We start from the raw sequence: 16,184 nt of genomic DNA on the forward strand, positions 1-16,184 counted from the left end.
TTCATATGCTTTTTCATATGCTTTAACAATCATTAATCAACAACTGACAGATTTAAGTAAAATAAGTTCTATAAATGGTGATTTACAAGCAAACATGATTCAGCATCAAAATGATGCGCAAACGAATGCAATATATTGGTTTGATGATCTAAAGCCCCATATGATGAAAACGAATCAGAATATTGTAAGTTATAATGATACCTTTCAAGCGAGTTATAATCAATTACTAGCTGCTTTGGATCAAAAAGATACAGTGACATTTAAAAATGAACTGGAGAAATTATATAATAATATTTTGAAAGATAGTCAAGAAGTGGATGGACTACTAGAAAAGTTGAAAACATTCCGAAATAAAATGGCCGAAGATACAAGAAGTTTTAAAGCTGATTCAAATCAATTGATCTCTATTTTAGAAAGTACGAACGCCGGTATTCCACTTCTACAACAACAAATCAATAATTATAATAATACAATTAAAGAAAACTATGATAAACGTGGTGGCTATATAGCTTTATCTGTATTTATGCCCCCAGTTGGTATACCATTGATTGTCACTGCTGACAAGAATATCGCATCTGCACAGCAAGAAATAGAACAATTGAAGTCCAGAATTTCTGGAGCAGAGGCAGAATTAGTTATTTTGACAGATGCCAAAAATAAAACGGAACATATGACTGCAACAATTGATACAGCTATTGATGCGCTACAAAATATATCGAATCAGTGGCATACAATAGGATCAAAATATAACTCATTGCTCAAAAATGTTGACAAAATTAATCCAGACAGGATTGCTTTATTAAAAATAGATCTGAAGATAGCGAAGGATAGCTGGCAGGACCTTAAAAATTATGCAGATAAATTATATGAAGGTGCTAAGGTCATACAAAACGGACCGATTGTACAAATAGGACAACCAATTGAAGGGACTGTACAAAAAGGACAGGATTGCTCCTGAATACATGTAAATAATATTAAGAACATACAACCTTGTATTTGTTGGTAAGGTTGTATGTTTCTTTTATAGAGATGTACTACTTCAGGTACCGTCAATATTTTTGTGTAAATAAAGAATTCCTTTTCTTGCAGAGGAGAGGGTTCTTTATTTTTTATCTTCAAACATAGCTGTTAGTTCTGATGGAGCTTGATCGAAACCTAAGTGACAACGAGTTGTGAAACGCTGATTGTATGTTTCGTATTGTGAAACAAGGAATCTTTCTACCGATTCTTCATTAGGAAATATAGGATTCTTTAAACCACCTTATATACTGCTTAATATCTAATGTGTATCCCTTAATTGTATTTATGCTTTTTCTTTCCTGTTCCAGATAAAAAGAAAATCTTTCTACTACATTCACTGTCTCCCCCTGTTCTGTAAGTTGTGTTGCGTTATAACCGAAGATTCATATTAGATGACGCATGTTTAATTTAAAATTTTCATAAAAGTGTAGCTTTGTAAAATAGATTGATCATTTATAACAAAGTTTGATAATTAATAATAAAGATTGATAAAATTGTTAATTCAAATAAGACTTGTATTTGAATAAGGGAGCTATTTTTAATTATTCGTAATCTAACATAATCAAATTTTATTTTAAAGTACAATAAAACAAAAATATTGACCGTTCGGTACAAAAAAGAGTATTCTACTAATGTTATCTTTAAAATGAGAGGAGAATAAGGTTGAGTAATCGTGGCAGACCCAGAGAGTTTAATTATTCCTCAATTGTAGATGTTGCAATGAAAACATTTTGGTTAAGAGGATATGAGGGGTGTTCTACACAAGATTTATGCAGTGATACAGGACTTGGAAAAGGAAGTTTATACAATACTTTCGGTAGTAAACATGAACTGTATAAACAAGTATTAGAACGCTACCATGAAATTGGGATTAGGGAACAAAAGAAATTGTTAGATACGCCAATTCCAGTTAAAGAACGATTAAGTAATTTTTTTGAATGGGCATTGAAAGAAGACTTTGAGAATATTGATCAAAAAGGATGTTTATTGATTAATGCCAGTGTAGAACGTGCTAAAAACGATTTAATGGTACAAGAAATTTTCTCGAAGCATGTTGAACTTCTTAAACAAGCTATTGAAACAGTGATGGAGGAAGGATTGCAAACAGGTGAAATTTCAAAGAAGCAATCAGCGGAGGAATTAGCTAGTCTGCTTTTAAGCAGTTATTACGGATTCCGTGTTCTTAATGTATCGATGCAAAATCGGATGTTAGCTGAACAGGTTATCAAAGGAACAATGGAGTCTATTTTTGGCGCTTAGTGCGCTCTTTTTTTGCACTATTTTTGTACCAATCATTACAATAATGGATAAGGAGTGTTTTTATGCCATCGATTATTTATTTATTAGCTTTAGCAATCTTTTGTATGACTACATCAGAATTTATGGTTGCGGGTATGATGAACGAACTTGCTCTTGCATTCCAGGTGTCTGTATCATCTATTGGGTATTTAATTACAGCTTATGCAGGAGCAATGGTGGTAGGAGGCCCCATTTTAACTGCAATTCTCTTACGAATGCGCAGCAAACAGACATTATTGTTTTTAATGTTTGTATTTTTAATTGGTCAATCGCTCGGAGCTATTGCTTGGAACTATGATATTATGATGATTTCACGTATTATAACTGGTATTGCTTCAGCTTCAGCTTTTGGAGTTGCGATTTCCTTTTCTGCAACATTGGTTCACTCTGATTCAAGGGGTAAAGCAGCATCGATTGTACTTGCAGGTTTAATGATTGCAACTGTCTTAGGGTTACCTATAACAACCTTTATTTCGCAATATTATGGCTGGCGTATTAGCTTTGGGGCTGTTTCTGTTCTTGTTCTAGTATCAGGAATTATGATCCAATGGTTGTTACCATCATCTTCAAATAAAGAGCAATTAAATTGGAAAGACGAACTTCTGCGATTTAAGAATATTCATCTTTGGGCAGCGTACGTGACAAGTATGTTCATTATTGGTGGTACGTTTGCAGCATTTAGTTATTTCACTCCTATCTTTACAAATGTTACAGGCTTTTCAAGCGCAAGTATTCCATATTTACTTGCTCTCTATGGTAGTGCGACGGTAATTGGGAATATAATAATTGGCAAGTTTGCTGATAAATTTACAATGAAAATACTTATGGGTGGATTAATTATATTAATCGTAGCGTTGGCTTCATTTGCTTTAAGTGCAGAGAATAAATACATTGCGGTTATTTCTACAATTTTTATTGGTTTAACTGGTGTAGCATTGAATCCGGCTATGGTTGCGAGGGTAATGAAAACAGCTAGTAATGGAACAATGATAAATACCGTTCATAGTTCTTTTATTACGCTGGGTATTGTTATTGGTTCCTCACTAGGTGGTCTTGGAATCAGTAAAGGATATGGTTTTGTATCTCCGCTATGGATTGGAGCTTGTTTAGCTATCCTTGGGGTAATTTCATTATTACCATATTTACATAAGAGAAAGACAGATTAAGTGGTTTAAAGTTTCTTTACATCTTTATTCCTTTTTCGCTAAATTTAATTTTTGATTATGCATAGCTTTTGCTAGGTATTTAGTCGACAATCCGTTAGCTATATTATCCTTAGGGGTATCGCCACATCGCCATCAACTTAAGAAATTCTTTGTTCTCCAAAACGAAAAAAATGAGATAAACTCTTATAATTAACTAACTGTAGAGAAGTGAATTTTTTTGTTTAAAGGTACTTCAAAATCTTAACTTGATGAGCATGGGTGCTCCCCCTATATTAAGGTTACAAAAGGTTACAGATGAAACTCAGCGATTTACTTTTCAAAAGCTTGGTGTTTTAATGTGAGTATAAGGTCCCCTTATCCTTTGAAGTGCTTACATGAAATGACGTAGAATATATATTCTGCGTCATTTTTCAGTGTGATTAATAGGGATCACTATATCATTCTTGGAAAATTGTACGCTAAGGACTATAAATTCTTACTATAACAGCGTTCTTAGAGAAGGATTATATGTTCAGAAAGATTAAAACAGCCGATCAACGGAACATTGAATTATTTACACGCTTTATGAACATGATTATAGCTAGAAAAGGTTGAAATTATTGAGTTTTTATCCTCTGTTTATAAACATAAGATTTTCTGAACAAATGTCTCTTAGCGTACAGCAAAAAGGTAATTTGTGTCTAAACGTACAAAAGATTACTGGCAAGGTAGTTTAATGGATACGATTTCTCATGTAGAAAAGATAGGTCTTCCTTACATTGGTTGCAGGGATTCGAATATTATAATAAGGTTCCTGTTGCATATTCTCTAGGGAATTTCTTGTTTCCTGATTATGTGAAAAATCATAGTGCAGAAACAGGAGTGTTAACAATGAAATTTAAAGGGGAAAATGAACAAATGTCATTTAATCCGTACATCATTCGTAATAATCAAATCACTCCTACCCAAGGACAGGAGAAACAAAATATGCTACAGTATTTACAATCTATTTCTAATGATGTCCAAATTGAGCAGGATGGAAAGATTATAAACATGAGGTAAGTAGCTATTATCAAGCTGTAAAGTGAAAATAAAGTTATTTAATTTTAAAACTTCAAATACTTTAACCCCGTTTTAAATTTAGAACGGGGTTAAAGTATAGTTGTTTAATTTTTGATGTAGGATACTTCAATGTAGGGACCAGTACCAGCGTTGCTGTAACCAGTTTCCTATGCGTTAAGGAGCCGGTTATTTATTTTATCATTTTGTTAATTTATAAGAGGGATAATTTTCTTACAGTGAGTACGAAAATTTATATTAACTTAGGATGGAGGCACCTTGACATATATGAAAAATGATTCTTTTAGAGTTACCTTCGATAGTTTGGATGAATTTGCTGATATAGTTAGTGAGATTTTGCAATGTCCGATTACTATTGAGGATGTAAATCATCGTCTTCTCGCATATAGTACCCATGATGAAAGGACAGACCCAGCGAGAATTGGTACTATTATGGGGCGTCGCGTACCTGAAAAAGTAATCAATAACCTGTGGAAAGAAGGAATTATTCCCGATTTATTAAAAAATCGGGAGCCTATTCGTGTAAAAAAAAGAGATGATATTGGTCTCGGCGATAGAGTCGCGATATCTATTTGGAACAAAGAAGACGTTTTAGGATTCATTTGGGCTTTAGAAATTGAAAAATCTTTAACTGAACAAGATTGTCTCTTGCTAAAAAAATACGCGGAGGTCGTAAAAAGTAAGCTGTTGCAACTTCAAGCCCGAAAAAACCAAAAAGAAGAGCGATCACAAGAGTTTTTTTGGAAACTGCTAACTAATCATATGCAGGTAAACACAGAAATTATGGAAAATTTCTACCTGCTCCAAATAACTCCAGCATCCTTATTTACTGTCTCTGTATTCCGTTTTGAGCAAGGAATTACGAATGAAAAAGAAAAACAAATTTCTTATTTGTTAAAAACAAGTCAACACTTGAAAGTTTTACTTTATACAATTGATCGTAATCAATTGATTCTTCTTACTTCATTGGATAATGTGAAGCGCCCTTTTCATGAAATCAACAATTTCATCGAAATGTTTGTACACAATATGGAAAAGCGATATGGCATCAAATCTATCAAGCCGGCATTTAGCAGCGTATATAGTGATTACCAAAAAATCAGTAAAGCTTACAAAGAAACGCTAACGGTTTTATCCATAAAAGAAAAATTCCCTTCTGACACAACTAATATTCACAGCTACCAAAACTTAGGGATTTATCAATTGATCGATCTTCTACTTGAGCAAAGAAAAGATGAAGAGTATGAAAATCAGGCGTTGCAAAAGCTAGATGAATATGACCATAAGCATAATTGCAATCTTATTGAAACGTTGGAAGTCTACTTAAATAAAGATAGCAATGTTGGCGAGGTAGCCAAGGCATTGAATATTCATGCTAATACACTTAGCTATAGACTTAAGCGTATTTATGAAATTAGTGAGATTGATTTAAAAGATCCAAATCAAAAAATGATTCTGTACTTGGATCTCAAGTTGAAAAAATTTATGTAACAGCATCCTTTTGTGGAATTCCACAAAAGGATGCTGTTTTTTTGTTTTTTCTCAACAATGAAAAGACATTTTCAATACTCTATACTTAAAATATGGTAGCTCAAAGATTAAGTAATGGGAGGGAATTTTATGATTATTGGTGTACCAAAGGAAATAAAAAATAATGAAAATCGTGTCGCACTTACACCTGCAGGAGTTATTCCATTTGTGACAGCTGGCCATAAGGTATTAGTTGAAACAAATGCAGGTGTTGGTAGTGGCTTTAGAAATGTAGACTATGTATATGCTGGTGCTGAAATTGTTGAAAGTGCTGCAGAAGTATGGAATCAGTCAGAAATGATTATGAAAGTAAAAGAGCCTCTCGAAAGTGAATATATTCACTTTCGTCCAAATTTAATTTTATTCACATACTTACATTTAGCTGCCGAATCTAATTTAGCTCAGGCCCTTAAAGATAAAAGAGTTACCGCCATCGCATATGAAACAGTAGAAGTAAACCATACCCGCCCTCTTCTTACACCAATGAGTGAGGTAGCTGGACGCATGTCTGTACAAATAGGAGCACAATTTCTACAAAAGTCAAACGGTGGTCAAGGTATTCTTCTTGCAGGAGTACCTGGTGTGAATCGTGGTAAAATTGCCATCATCGGGGGAGGTATCGTCGGTACAAACGCTGCGAAAATGGCCATTGGCCTTGGCGCCGACGTAACAATCATTGATTTAAATGCAGATCGTCTACGACAACTAGATGACATTTTCGGTACTCAAATCAAGACATTGATGTCTAATCCGTTCAACATCGCGGAGGCAGTAAAACAAGCAGATCTTTTAATTAGTGCCGTATTGATTCCTGGTGCTAAAGCTCCTAAGCTTGTCACCGAAGAAATGGTACAAAGAATGAAGCCTGGCTCTGTAATCGTGGATGTAGCGATTGACCAAGGTGGAGCTGTGGAAACATGTGACCATGTAACAACACATGATAATCCGACATTTGAAAAATATGAAGTGCTTCACTATTCCGTTGCGAACATGCCAGGAGCAGTTCCTAGAACATCCACTATCGCTTTAACAAATGTAACAATTCCTTATGCACTACAAATTGCTAACAAGGGTGTACAAACAGCAATATTTGAAAACGATGCTTTAAAACTTGGAGTAAACACGTTGAACGGTGAAATTACATGTGAAGTGGTTGCAAAGGAACTTGGCTACAAGTATGTTTCCATAGAAGAAGCATTTGCAAAAAGAATTGTAAGTAATTAAAGTTTTTGGATAAAACTCTAATTAAGGATAAAATTTGTGTGTTTTTTCATATATTAAAGCGATGGACAAAGAAATAAGAATGTTATCGTATATTATTGGCTAACATTTTATTAGATAACATCTATTGTAATTATTTATAACTTGGGAAACATATAAAGGAATAAACAGACGTTATGACAGTTGTTAACATAGGGTTGAAATTATAAAGAGTTTCATATAAATAGAGACAGACAATAGGATTGTGACTCGTTTTGGATAAAGCGATGAAACTATGAAATGCAGGCATTACTCGTTCAAAGCAATTAGACCTATAGCTGCATATTTTAAGAAGCTATGGATGAAGAAATTGCACTACCATATTCTTTCAAGAAGATTGGATGAACTGTTTATCCAGTCTTCTTGAATTACCAAAAAACTTCAATTAAAAACCTAACTGGAATCGATATCACATCTGTTAAAAGAAACATATTATTAGTTTTAATACAAAAGATGTGACAAACAGCACTCATTATAAGAGATCCAGAAATTAAAAAAGAGCAGTTGACATTTGTGAACCAGCTAATTTATCAAATTAATAGTTACTCGTCAAGAACAGAAGTTAAATGGGCTATTGTGAAGAATGGGTACATTGGAATCTTCCCAATATTTGTTGTTGGGGGTTGTAATAAAATAAACGAAAATTTTATAAAAATATTAATATATAAAGATTTGAGAGGGAAGGACTTCTATCATGAGAAATATCACCAATATAAAGCGCATTGTAATTACAATTGTTGCAATTGCAATTGGTTACTTTATGTTTCAAACTATTACTTCATCAGCTACAGCTGTAGCTAAGCAAGAAAACCCAGTGCAGCTAGTAAGCGCTCAACCCGAAACTGAAATAAAGAAAGCAGTACCAGTTCGCCTTAATGGTCAAGAGAGAAAAGTGGCTTATCTTACTTTTGATGACGGTCCAGGAAAGTATACGGCACAGTTACTAGACATATTAAAGGAGAATGATGCAAAAGCAACATTTTTTCTAATTGGTCAAAATGTAAAATCTTATCCTGAATYAGTAAAACGAGAAGAAGCGGAAGGGCATTATGTTGGAATGCATAGTATGACGCACGATTATAAGAAACTGTATACTCAAGCTGGCTATGTAGATGAAATGAAAGAGGATCAAAGTTTAATTGCTAGTATTCTTGGACATGCACCAAAACTAACACGTCCACCATATGGTTCAATGCCAGGATTACATGAAGAACTTCGTAATAAAGCTGTAGAAGATGGTCTTAGAGTATGGGATTGGACAATTGATTCATTAGATTGGGAATATAATAGTGTACCAATTGATACTGCGAAAGCGAAAATTGTTCAAAATGTACTGGCTGGTGCGACGGATCCAAAAGAAGTTATTTTGATGCATGACATTCATCCGCAGTCCGTTGCTGCAGTACCTGCTATTATTAAGGGTTTAAAAGAAAAAGGGTATGAATTTGAAGCATATCATGAAGATGATCATTTCCCATTGAACTTTATGCATGATAAACGTATGTAACATAGGAGGAATTGACATTGACTTATAGAAAAGTGGCGTTAATTGGAATTTTATCGATTGGATTTCTTGGAGGATGTTTGGGATCACAACCCGAGGAAGAGTTATATGTTGCTTTTGAAAACGCAGCAAATCAAGAAAAAACTTTATTTGATAATGTAAACAAATTAGAGCAGTTAGAAACAAAAGGACAGGAATTGTACGATCAAATTGTACAGGAAGGAAAAGAGCATAACGAGGCAGTAATACCAAAAATAGAACAGGCTGTTACAAATGTAGCTGAACGTGAAAAAGTGTTGAAAAGTGAAAAAGATGTACTAGAAAAAGCCCAAAAAGAAACAACATCGGTTCATAGTTATATAGATAAAATCGAGGACGAAAAATTACAAAAGCAAGCGAAAAAAGTAGAAGAAGTTTACAAAAATCGTTATGAAGTTTTTCAAAAAATGGATAAAATCTGCAAAGAATCATTAATAACTGAAAAAGAACTTTATGAAAAGTTAAAAGATAAAGAAATAAATCTAAAAGAGATTAGTGAGAAAGTTAAAGCTGTCAATACATTGAATAAAGAAACACTAAAAGAAAAAGCAAAGTTCAATCAATATACTAAAGATTATAATGAAGGAAAACTAAGATTCTATAAAGACGCGAAGATTAAAATTAAAGAGCAAAAGCAAGAATATTAATTATCAGCTTTAGTATCTTAAAAGGCTCTGGTGCAAATATATAATGAAGAACAAGAATAACTATAGATTCCTAATGGAATCACCTTAATGCTATAAGATCAAATACAAGATAAATGAAACGAATCGTCTCATTCATCTTGTAGAAGAGTTGTTAGACTTTTTAAGATTAGAGTTAAATCATCTTCATTTATATAGAGAAAAGGTGCCATTACATCATATACCTTGGTGATAAAAATAGATTAAAACAAATTTTTTAAAATGTCATTGAAAATGCTATTAAGTATTCACATAAAGATGGAAAAGTTTTTGTCAATTTAACACAAAAAGAAGGACAAGCTGTTATCAATACAAAAGACCAAGGGGTTGGAATTGGAAAAGAATATTTACCATTTGTTAATCAGCCCTTTTATCAAATTAATACTCACTCTTCAGGAGCTGGGATTGGAATAGCCATTGTGAAGGAGATTGTTGAACTACATGACGGCACGGTAAGTATTGTAAGTAAAGAAGAGATGGGAACAGTGATTTTGATAAATATTCCATTTTAGCAACATGAACACACTCATATATAACAATGATGACGGGGTGAATAAAATGAAACAAGCAAAATTAAATATAACGTTATCCCTCATACAATTATTTGCTTTAGTAATCAACCTATGTATGTGTTCCTCAACCATGCGATTTTTACCTTGGTTTGTTAAAGGTGCTGTTAGATGTTATGAAATCTTTCTTACTGCTCCTTTATTATTAATTACTGGCACCGTTATGACATRCCATAATACAAGAAAAAGGCATTCTATCCTACCAATAAGACAATGCATTTCTTTTATTACCATTATTTTTTTTGTATCCACCTTCTTATTACCTTCCACTGACGAAATTGTTATAACATCTCTTATATTTAATTTTGGAATGGTTGTCATTACGATTGTATTTTTGTTAAAAGATATTGCCCAACTTAATAAGAATAGAAAATATAGGATCAAAAAAAAACGTATTAGAAGACACAGTTTTGGTGAAAGGATGAAATAACTTTTAGAGGATGAATACACGATTAAATCGAATAATTCAAATTTGGTTATAATGTAAATCCAAATCACTAGGAATTTTCGATTGTGACGGTATGGTAATGGTTACTGTAAGTGATACAACTGTATGTGTTTAAATAATTTATTTTTCGGAGGTTTAGCAAGATGGAGCAAACAAACATAAATATAAAATTATCTTCAAGTATTTCTTTTAATACTTAACTTATTTATATTGTCAGCGTAAAGAAGAAAATAAGAATAAACAGGTCTTACAAGAGGAACAGTTACGCCAAGCTGTCTAATAGACAATACATTTGGAGGATTTTATATGTTAGAAAGTTTATTTTTTTTCTTTGCCATTGGAATTGCATGTGAACTTGCAGCGATTAATCGAAATGGTCATAAGAAGATAAAACAACAAGCTGAAATGATACAGCTTTTAAAAGAATTGCATGAAAGAAAAATATAATGAAAAGACGACCGGGCATTGAAGTACCTCCAAAAAGTTAGACACATTATTTCATTCATAAATGGACTTGTCAACATTTCAGATGAAACAAATCCATTTATGAATGAATTTTTGTTAGCGAGTCAAGATGTGAATGGTAATGGAATAATTGAGTTTCTGATTCCTGTTCATCCGAATGGATGGAAAGAACATCCACATGCTGAAAACCCATTGTTTGAACAATATGTACAGTACCTATAGAAGAGAGATATGTAAATATAGAGCAAGGATATATTATTACAATTCCTAAAAAGCTAGTTGGAGAAATTACAATTCAAGCGGGTTCCAAGAATACTCAGCATTTTCTTGATACTGATACAGACGAAAAGTGGCTTGAAGTTCACACCTTTGATGCAAAGGTATGGCCAAAGGCGAAAAATTATGAAGCAGCAGTCAAAATAAATTTACATGTGGTATGCAGTGCCAAAACAATTAAAATACCAAAAACCCAAATCTTATATTAAACCTATAGCTGAATATCATCATGAGTAGAGGAGAAGCGATGTATGACGACTATTTTAGTATTAGAAAACGAAATAATGATTCGTAATTTTATTGTATTAAATATGAAGCGTGCTGGTTTCAATGTGTTAGCAGCAGATACAGGAGAAACGGCTCTCGAACTTTTAGATAAACACAATATTGATCTTATATTAATTGATGTGATGTTACCTGGAATAGATAGTTTTCAGGTATGTAAAAGTATACGAGAAAACAATAAAAATATCGGTATTATTATGTTATCGGCACGTGTTCAAGATAGGGATAAGGTACAAGGGTTAACAATTGGAGCAGATGATTATATTGAAAAACCATTTAGTTCAATTGAATTAACAGCACGTGTACAAGCATTACTAAGAAGGGTAAAAGGAAACAAAGAGAATATGGAATCGATTCATTCGGAACCATTTCGATTAAATCTTCAGCAAGAAAGATTATATAAGGAGGGAGTGGTAATTGATTTAACCCCAACAGAGTATATTATTTTACGGTGCTTAATGGAAAATCAGGGCAAGCCAATTTCACGTGATGAGCTTTTAAATGAAATATGGGGTGTGAATTATGTAGTTAAAACCAAAGTAATAGGTGTAAATATAAGGCGCTTACGTCAAAAGATAGAACCTAATCCCTCTGGACCTCAGTTTCTCCGAACAGTATGGGGAAAAGGATATGTGTGGAGATGAAGCGTAAGATTAGCTTGTATTTTACATGAAGTAGTTTTTGGGTGTTTTTGCCCATCCCCTCAAAAAGGGGTTCAGCCGAGATATATACGTTATCTTAACCAAGAAAATTAAAATATAAATTTAAAAGGGCCCTTACGTTGAATACATATGCTCAACGTAAGGGCGAATTATTTTTGGTTTGAAATAAAGATTGATTAAAAATAACTTAGGGATCTGTGTAGCCGATTTCCTTAACGTACAGAAAATTGGCTTGTTGGTTCGTTACTCGTTAAAAATGTTTGTAAAGCTTCTAGAGGTTATATCAACTTGCATTTTATTTGCTAGAATACCATTTAGCTAACCACTCATTCCATTTTTCTTTTTGAATAGTAATGGGAAATATAGTGTTTTTATCAGGCTTGTCAGTCAGACATACGGATGTATCATTAACAGATAAATATTGTCCGTGGTTATTTTTTAAAGAGAAGCTTTCAAATCCATAATTAACAAGTGTCCATACTTGTCCATAAGCRCGAAATCCTGTAACGCCCACCTCACCATTTGCAGATGTAAGATAGGTTGAATTTGCTTCTATGTACACCTTGTTAGATCCTTTTTCAATTGGAATAATTGTAAATATGCTCCTATCTTCTGGGATCCAATTAGATGAAGCAGAAATATTCATACTATCCTCCCATGTTCGCAAGACGTTATCCCTGTTTCTAATTTTCATAGAAATAGAAGAACATTCTTCATTTTTATATTGTGTAACGACGGCGAGTTTATGTCTCTTTATCTCAGCAAGYTCATCAGMGGTATAACTAAAAATTYCAGATGSTTTTACTGGATTYGAAGTTATCGTTGCCAGTTTTCGYTTYTCTTCCGGTAGTGCATGRAAAAGTTTCTCTAGGTCAAAAGAAGCRCTACCTGGTTTTATATTTGGAAACTCCTGTCTAATATATTTTAGAGCTAAAGGACCATTCATTTGACCACTATTGTCACTTTTCAAGTAATATGTTTGCCAATTCGTAAGCGCAATACCGGTATTGCCTTCATCTAATTGTTTTTGTGTAATATACAAAATATCATGTTCATATAGATCCGAGGCATCAGGATTTAAGTCCACTATGATACCTGCTTGCTTAATCAGAAGTTGTTGACCATGTTTTATCGTTTTATATTCAACTTTTCCATCTTTATAGAAAAGTTTAATTCTCTTAGAAAAGTTTTGGTTTTTATAATAATCATACGCACTAATACCAAATTCTCCTTTGTTAAAAGTAGGAGCTTTGTAAGCACGGTTTTCATTGTTAGCTRKATAATCATTTTTAGCACTTTGTTCTGATAAARARATAACAAAAGGCTCTTTTAAAAACSWATCATAGGTATCACCAAATGTTGTAACAATCGTTGCGAAMGTATCAACGYCTGCTTTYGCTTTATGTTTTGTAAATGGGTTCAAGCTGAATACAATCCCCATCGCTATTCCTACAGGGGGGATTTTTTTTATACATCTCTTTATCTTTCCCTTCATGGATGTGCTCCTTACTTTCTAATTTATACTGTTTCCAACATATTTAAATTAATATCGGTAAGTTTATTTTAATTTAAATAACTTTCAAATTTCTTTCGTAAATGTTACAAAACCCTTTCATTGCTTCTCATACAAACACTTCAGGACTCTTGTAAGTAATTTCTTAAACTTGGAAATACCGATAGAAATAAAATGATTGAAGCATAAGTAAACCACCGATATATCTTATTAAATTAAAAATTGAGACCCAARAAACAAGAAAGGTTGGCATTTGCYAGCCTTTCTTGTTTACTACTKCATTCATTTTWCAAATRAAAAKTTTGTTTTGGGGATACTTAAAAATCTTCGSTTAATGARCATGGGGCCAAGCTGAAAAAATATAGAATATCGTAAAATTTAGAATTTTATACGATATTAATGAAAGACTTTTGTAACATTTATGAAAGAAATTTGAAAGGTATTTAAACTAAGATGAAATTATAAATATTGATATTATATTTATAAATGAACATACAACAGTCTATATATGTTTATTTTTTACAGTGTTACATGTAAGCAATCTAGGCTAAATCTTACTTAGAGAGGACAACAAAAATGAAGAAAAAATTTAAAACAATTGGAATTGGAAAGAAAGTAATTCCTACTGCAGCGGCATTAGGTATTCTTTTTTCAGTAGCTCCTATTGCAGAAAATAAGGCTAGTGCAGGGATAGGTACGGTAATAGATATATCTATTACTGTATTAGGGGCTGTAGCAAACACTTATGAAGCACTTGGAATAAACCCAGAGAATCCAGACCCAGGYACTCACATTGATGTATATGCAGAAAACGAAACTTACCAGGCTCCTAGTTTTACATCTGGGGAATTTAATATTTCCATGTATCATACACAAGGTGATKTGAATTTTCTTAAACCAGTTAAAGTACGCTATCCAAATGGAAGAATTGAAATTCATCAACTAAAATCTGGGCAGCAGCTTAAAATTACTGAAGCAGGTGCAATTATAGATCTAAACCCTAATGGAGCAAATGTCTCAGAACACGATCTTCTTTACATTACACAAGCACAATTAGACGAAGGAAAGACCGGAGTTGTGATAAATCAAGGCCAACATGCATTTGTAGAAAAAGCATCTGGTAAAAACCCAAGATTTCTTGGTCCACTTTACAAAAAATATTCCGGCGACTCCTTTGGCGATTGGACGGTGATTGCTAGAAATTCGGATTACCTATTTGATCAGATAGCAAATAAATTATCAGATAAGCARAAACAATTGATAACATTGACTTCAAAGCCAGTAKCYAAAGATGTYCTTGACAACTATGTTAATAATGAGCCTAAAGCTCGTGCAGATTTTTATGATCGATTATCTGATATATTGGCGGAGCGTACTAACGTCCTAGAGACATCTATTGCACTACCATTTACTACACTAAATGATGGTAAATCTTATCAAATTATCCCTTATAAAAAAGGAACGAATAAAGTAATCGTAAAAACAGGTTCAAAATACCTTTCAGGAAAAGAAGGAAACAGACTTCAATATTCCGATTCGCTTGGCGATGATGAAGTGTTTGAACTTGTTCAGATAGGAAATTCTTACGATGATAAATTTCAGTTCCGTTTGAATAACAAAAATGGGGTAAGTTTAGCTGGTAATCAAAACATTCATGGATTCGCTACTGATTGGAGTTTCAAATCTGAAATTCGTTTCCCTGATAAAAGCAACAATGAAATTCACAATTGGTTAATAGARTGGTATCCGGGTAAAGAAAATGAGAGACAGAAGTATGACAAAATAGAGATGATAAAGAATGAAAAGGACCCTAATAAATATAGTGCAAAAGATTCYTCTGGAAAYGTRATAAAGAACAGYTGGRTAAATCGAGGTACTGGTTATTCCTTTACAGATGCTGAAGGAGTCATTTTGACAGGCTGGCAAGAAATTAAGGGGAAGACTTATTATTTCTCATCGCCTTATGGCCAAATGGTTACTGGAGGTGGAAGTGATTCACTGATTGATGGGAAGTTCTATAACTTCAACGACTCCGGTGTTCTGCAACGATCAGTCTGGAGAGGTAATAACTATTCCGATGCTTCAGGAGAATTTGTTAAAGAAGGCTTGAAAGATATAGACGGTAAAGTTTATTATTTTAAAGATTATCATCCTACTACAAATGAACTACCTATAAAAGATCAAGATTTCACTCTTCACTTTTCCGACAAAGGTGTGATTGAGAGAGTTTCTAAGCTAAATGGAGAAGCTATAAACAGCAGTGTTAATGTTAAGCTTGACAACAAAACATTAGCATTTAATCAAGACGGTTCGATTTTGAAAACAGGAATCAACAAAAATGCGAATACAATAGCATATTATAGTTTAGAGGATGGGCCTTCCTATACCGGTTGGAAAATGATAGAC

General features: G+C 33.2%; 13 protein-coding genes and 3 pseudogenes. 14 read left to right on the forward strand and 2 right to left on the reverse strand.

Annotated features, from left to right (window positions below):
• Positions 1–958: non-hemolytic enterotoxin subunit C (gene nheC / locus AC1DJR_RS09350; protein WP_477002460.1), on the forward strand; the 958-nt coding region annotated here is incomplete at its 5' end.
• Positions 959–1,102: 144 nt separating this feature from the next.
• Here nheC and AC1DJR_RS09355 read toward each other — a convergent pair.
• Positions 1,103–1,240 (reverse strand): annotated as a pseudogene (locus AC1DJR_RS09355) (IS256 family transposase); the annotation flags it as partial.
• A gap of 443 nt (positions 1,241–1,683) precedes the next feature.
• On the opposite strand from AC1DJR_RS09355, the gene AC1DJR_RS09360 reads away from it, so the two are divergent.
• From AC1DJR_RS09360 to AC1DJR_RS09415, 12 genes and pseudogenes are all read left to right on the forward strand, one after another.
• Entirely contained in the window at positions 1,684–2,280 is a 597-nt protein-coding gene (locus tag AC1DJR_RS09360) for a TetR/AcrR family transcriptional regulator (RefSeq protein ID WP_016119255.1), read from the forward strand.
• 62 nt (positions 2,281–2,342) lie between these two features.
• Positions 2,343–3,485: an MFS transporter gene (locus AC1DJR_RS09365; RefSeq protein ID WP_477002461.1), complete on the forward strand. Its 1,143-nt coding sequence runs from the start codon at positions 2,343–2,345 to the stop codon at positions 3,483–3,485.
• Between the two features lie 756 nt (positions 3,486–4,241).
• Positions 4,242–4,526: pseudogene (locus tag AC1DJR_RS09370) on the forward strand (hypothetical protein); the annotation flags it as partial.
• A gap of 285 nt (positions 4,527–4,811) precedes the next feature.
• Complete coding sequence (locus tag AC1DJR_RS09375; RefSeq protein ID WP_016119257.1) at positions 4,812–6,035, forward strand: PucR family transcriptional regulator; 1,224 nt, start codon at positions 4,812–4,814, stop codon at positions 6,033–6,035.
• Positions 6,036–6,164: 129 nt separating this feature from the next.
• A complete protein-coding gene (gene ald, locus AC1DJR_RS09380; RefSeq protein WP_002130473.1) occupies positions 6,165–7,298 on the forward strand; it encodes an alanine dehydrogenase in 1,134 nt (377 codons plus the stop codon).
• A gap of 730 nt (positions 7,299–8,028) precedes the next feature.
• Positions 8,029–8,841, forward strand: a complete 813-nt coding sequence (locus AC1DJR_RS09385) for a peptidoglycan-N-acetylglucosamine deacetylase (RefSeq protein ID WP_477002462.1) — start codon at positions 8,029–8,031, stop codon at positions 8,839–8,841.
• 17 nt (positions 8,842–8,858) lie between these two features.
• Complete coding sequence (locus AC1DJR_RS09390; RefSeq protein ID WP_088266081.1) at positions 8,859–9,524, forward strand: YkyA family protein; 666 nt, start codon at positions 8,859–8,861, stop codon at positions 9,522–9,524.
• Between the two features lie 217 nt (positions 9,525–9,741).
• A pseudogene (locus AC1DJR_RS09395) lies at positions 9,742–10,072 on the forward strand (sensor histidine kinase); the annotation flags it as partial.
• Between the two features lie 46 nt (positions 10,073–10,118).
• Positions 10,119–10,559, forward strand: coding sequence for a hypothetical protein (locus AC1DJR_RS09400; protein WP_477002463.1), 441 nt, complete (start codon positions 10,119–10,121; stop codon positions 10,557–10,559).
• A gap of 324 nt (positions 10,560–10,883) precedes the next feature.
• Positions 10,884–11,024, forward strand: a complete 141-nt coding sequence (locus AC1DJR_RS09405; protein WP_477002464.1) for a YrzO family protein — start codon at positions 10,884–10,886, stop codon at positions 11,022–11,024.
• A 99-nt stretch (positions 11,025–11,123) separates the two neighbouring features.
• A complete protein-coding gene (locus tag AC1DJR_RS09410; protein ID WP_477002465.1) occupies positions 11,124–11,264 on the forward strand; it encodes a hypothetical protein in 141 nt (46 codons plus the stop codon).
• 305 nt (positions 11,265–11,569) lie between these two features.
• Complete coding sequence (locus AC1DJR_RS09415) at positions 11,570–12,247, forward strand: response regulator transcription factor (protein WP_477002466.1); 678 nt, start codon at positions 11,570–11,572, stop codon at positions 12,245–12,247.
• 313 nt (positions 12,248–12,560) lie between these two features.
• Here AC1DJR_RS09415 and AC1DJR_RS09420 read toward each other — a convergent pair whose 3' ends face one another.
• On the reverse strand, positions 12,561–13,760 hold the full coding sequence (locus tag AC1DJR_RS09420; RefSeq protein WP_477002467.1) for a hypothetical protein: 1,200 nt from the start codon (positions 13,758–13,760) through the stop codon (positions 12,561–12,563).
• A 594-nt stretch (positions 13,761–14,354) separates the two neighbouring features.
• On the opposite strand from AC1DJR_RS09420, the gene AC1DJR_RS09425 reads away from it, so the two are divergent.
• Positions 14,355–16,184 (forward strand): cell wall-binding protein (locus tag AC1DJR_RS09425; RefSeq protein ID WP_477002468.1); only part of this gene is annotated, 1,830 nt, incomplete at its 3' end.

This window comes from Bacillus sp. 05T31, assembly GCF_056396725.1.

Coding starts and splice junctions, on each gene's coding strand:
- AC1DJR_RS09415 (WP_477002466.1), top strand. CDS start 11,570: ATGACGACTATTTTAGTATTAGAAAACGAAATAATGATTCGTAATTTT.
- AC1DJR_RS09365 (WP_477002461.1), top strand. CDS start 2,343: ATGCCATCGATTATTTATTTATTAGCTTTAGCAATCTTTTGTATGACT.
- AC1DJR_RS09375 (WP_016119257.1), top strand. CDS start 4,812: ATGAAAAATGATTCTTTTAGAGTTACCTTCGATAGTTTGGATGAATTT.
- AC1DJR_RS09410 (WP_477002465.1), top strand. CDS start 11,124: ATGAATGAATTTTTGTTAGCGAGTCAAGATGTGAATGGTAATGGAATA.
- AC1DJR_RS09405 (WP_477002464.1), top strand. CDS start 10,884: ATGTTAGAAAGTTTATTTTTTTTCTTTGCCATTGGAATTGCATGTGAA.
- ald (WP_002130473.1), top strand. CDS start 6,165: ATGATTATTGGTGTACCAAAGGAAATAAAAAATAATGAAAATCGTGTC.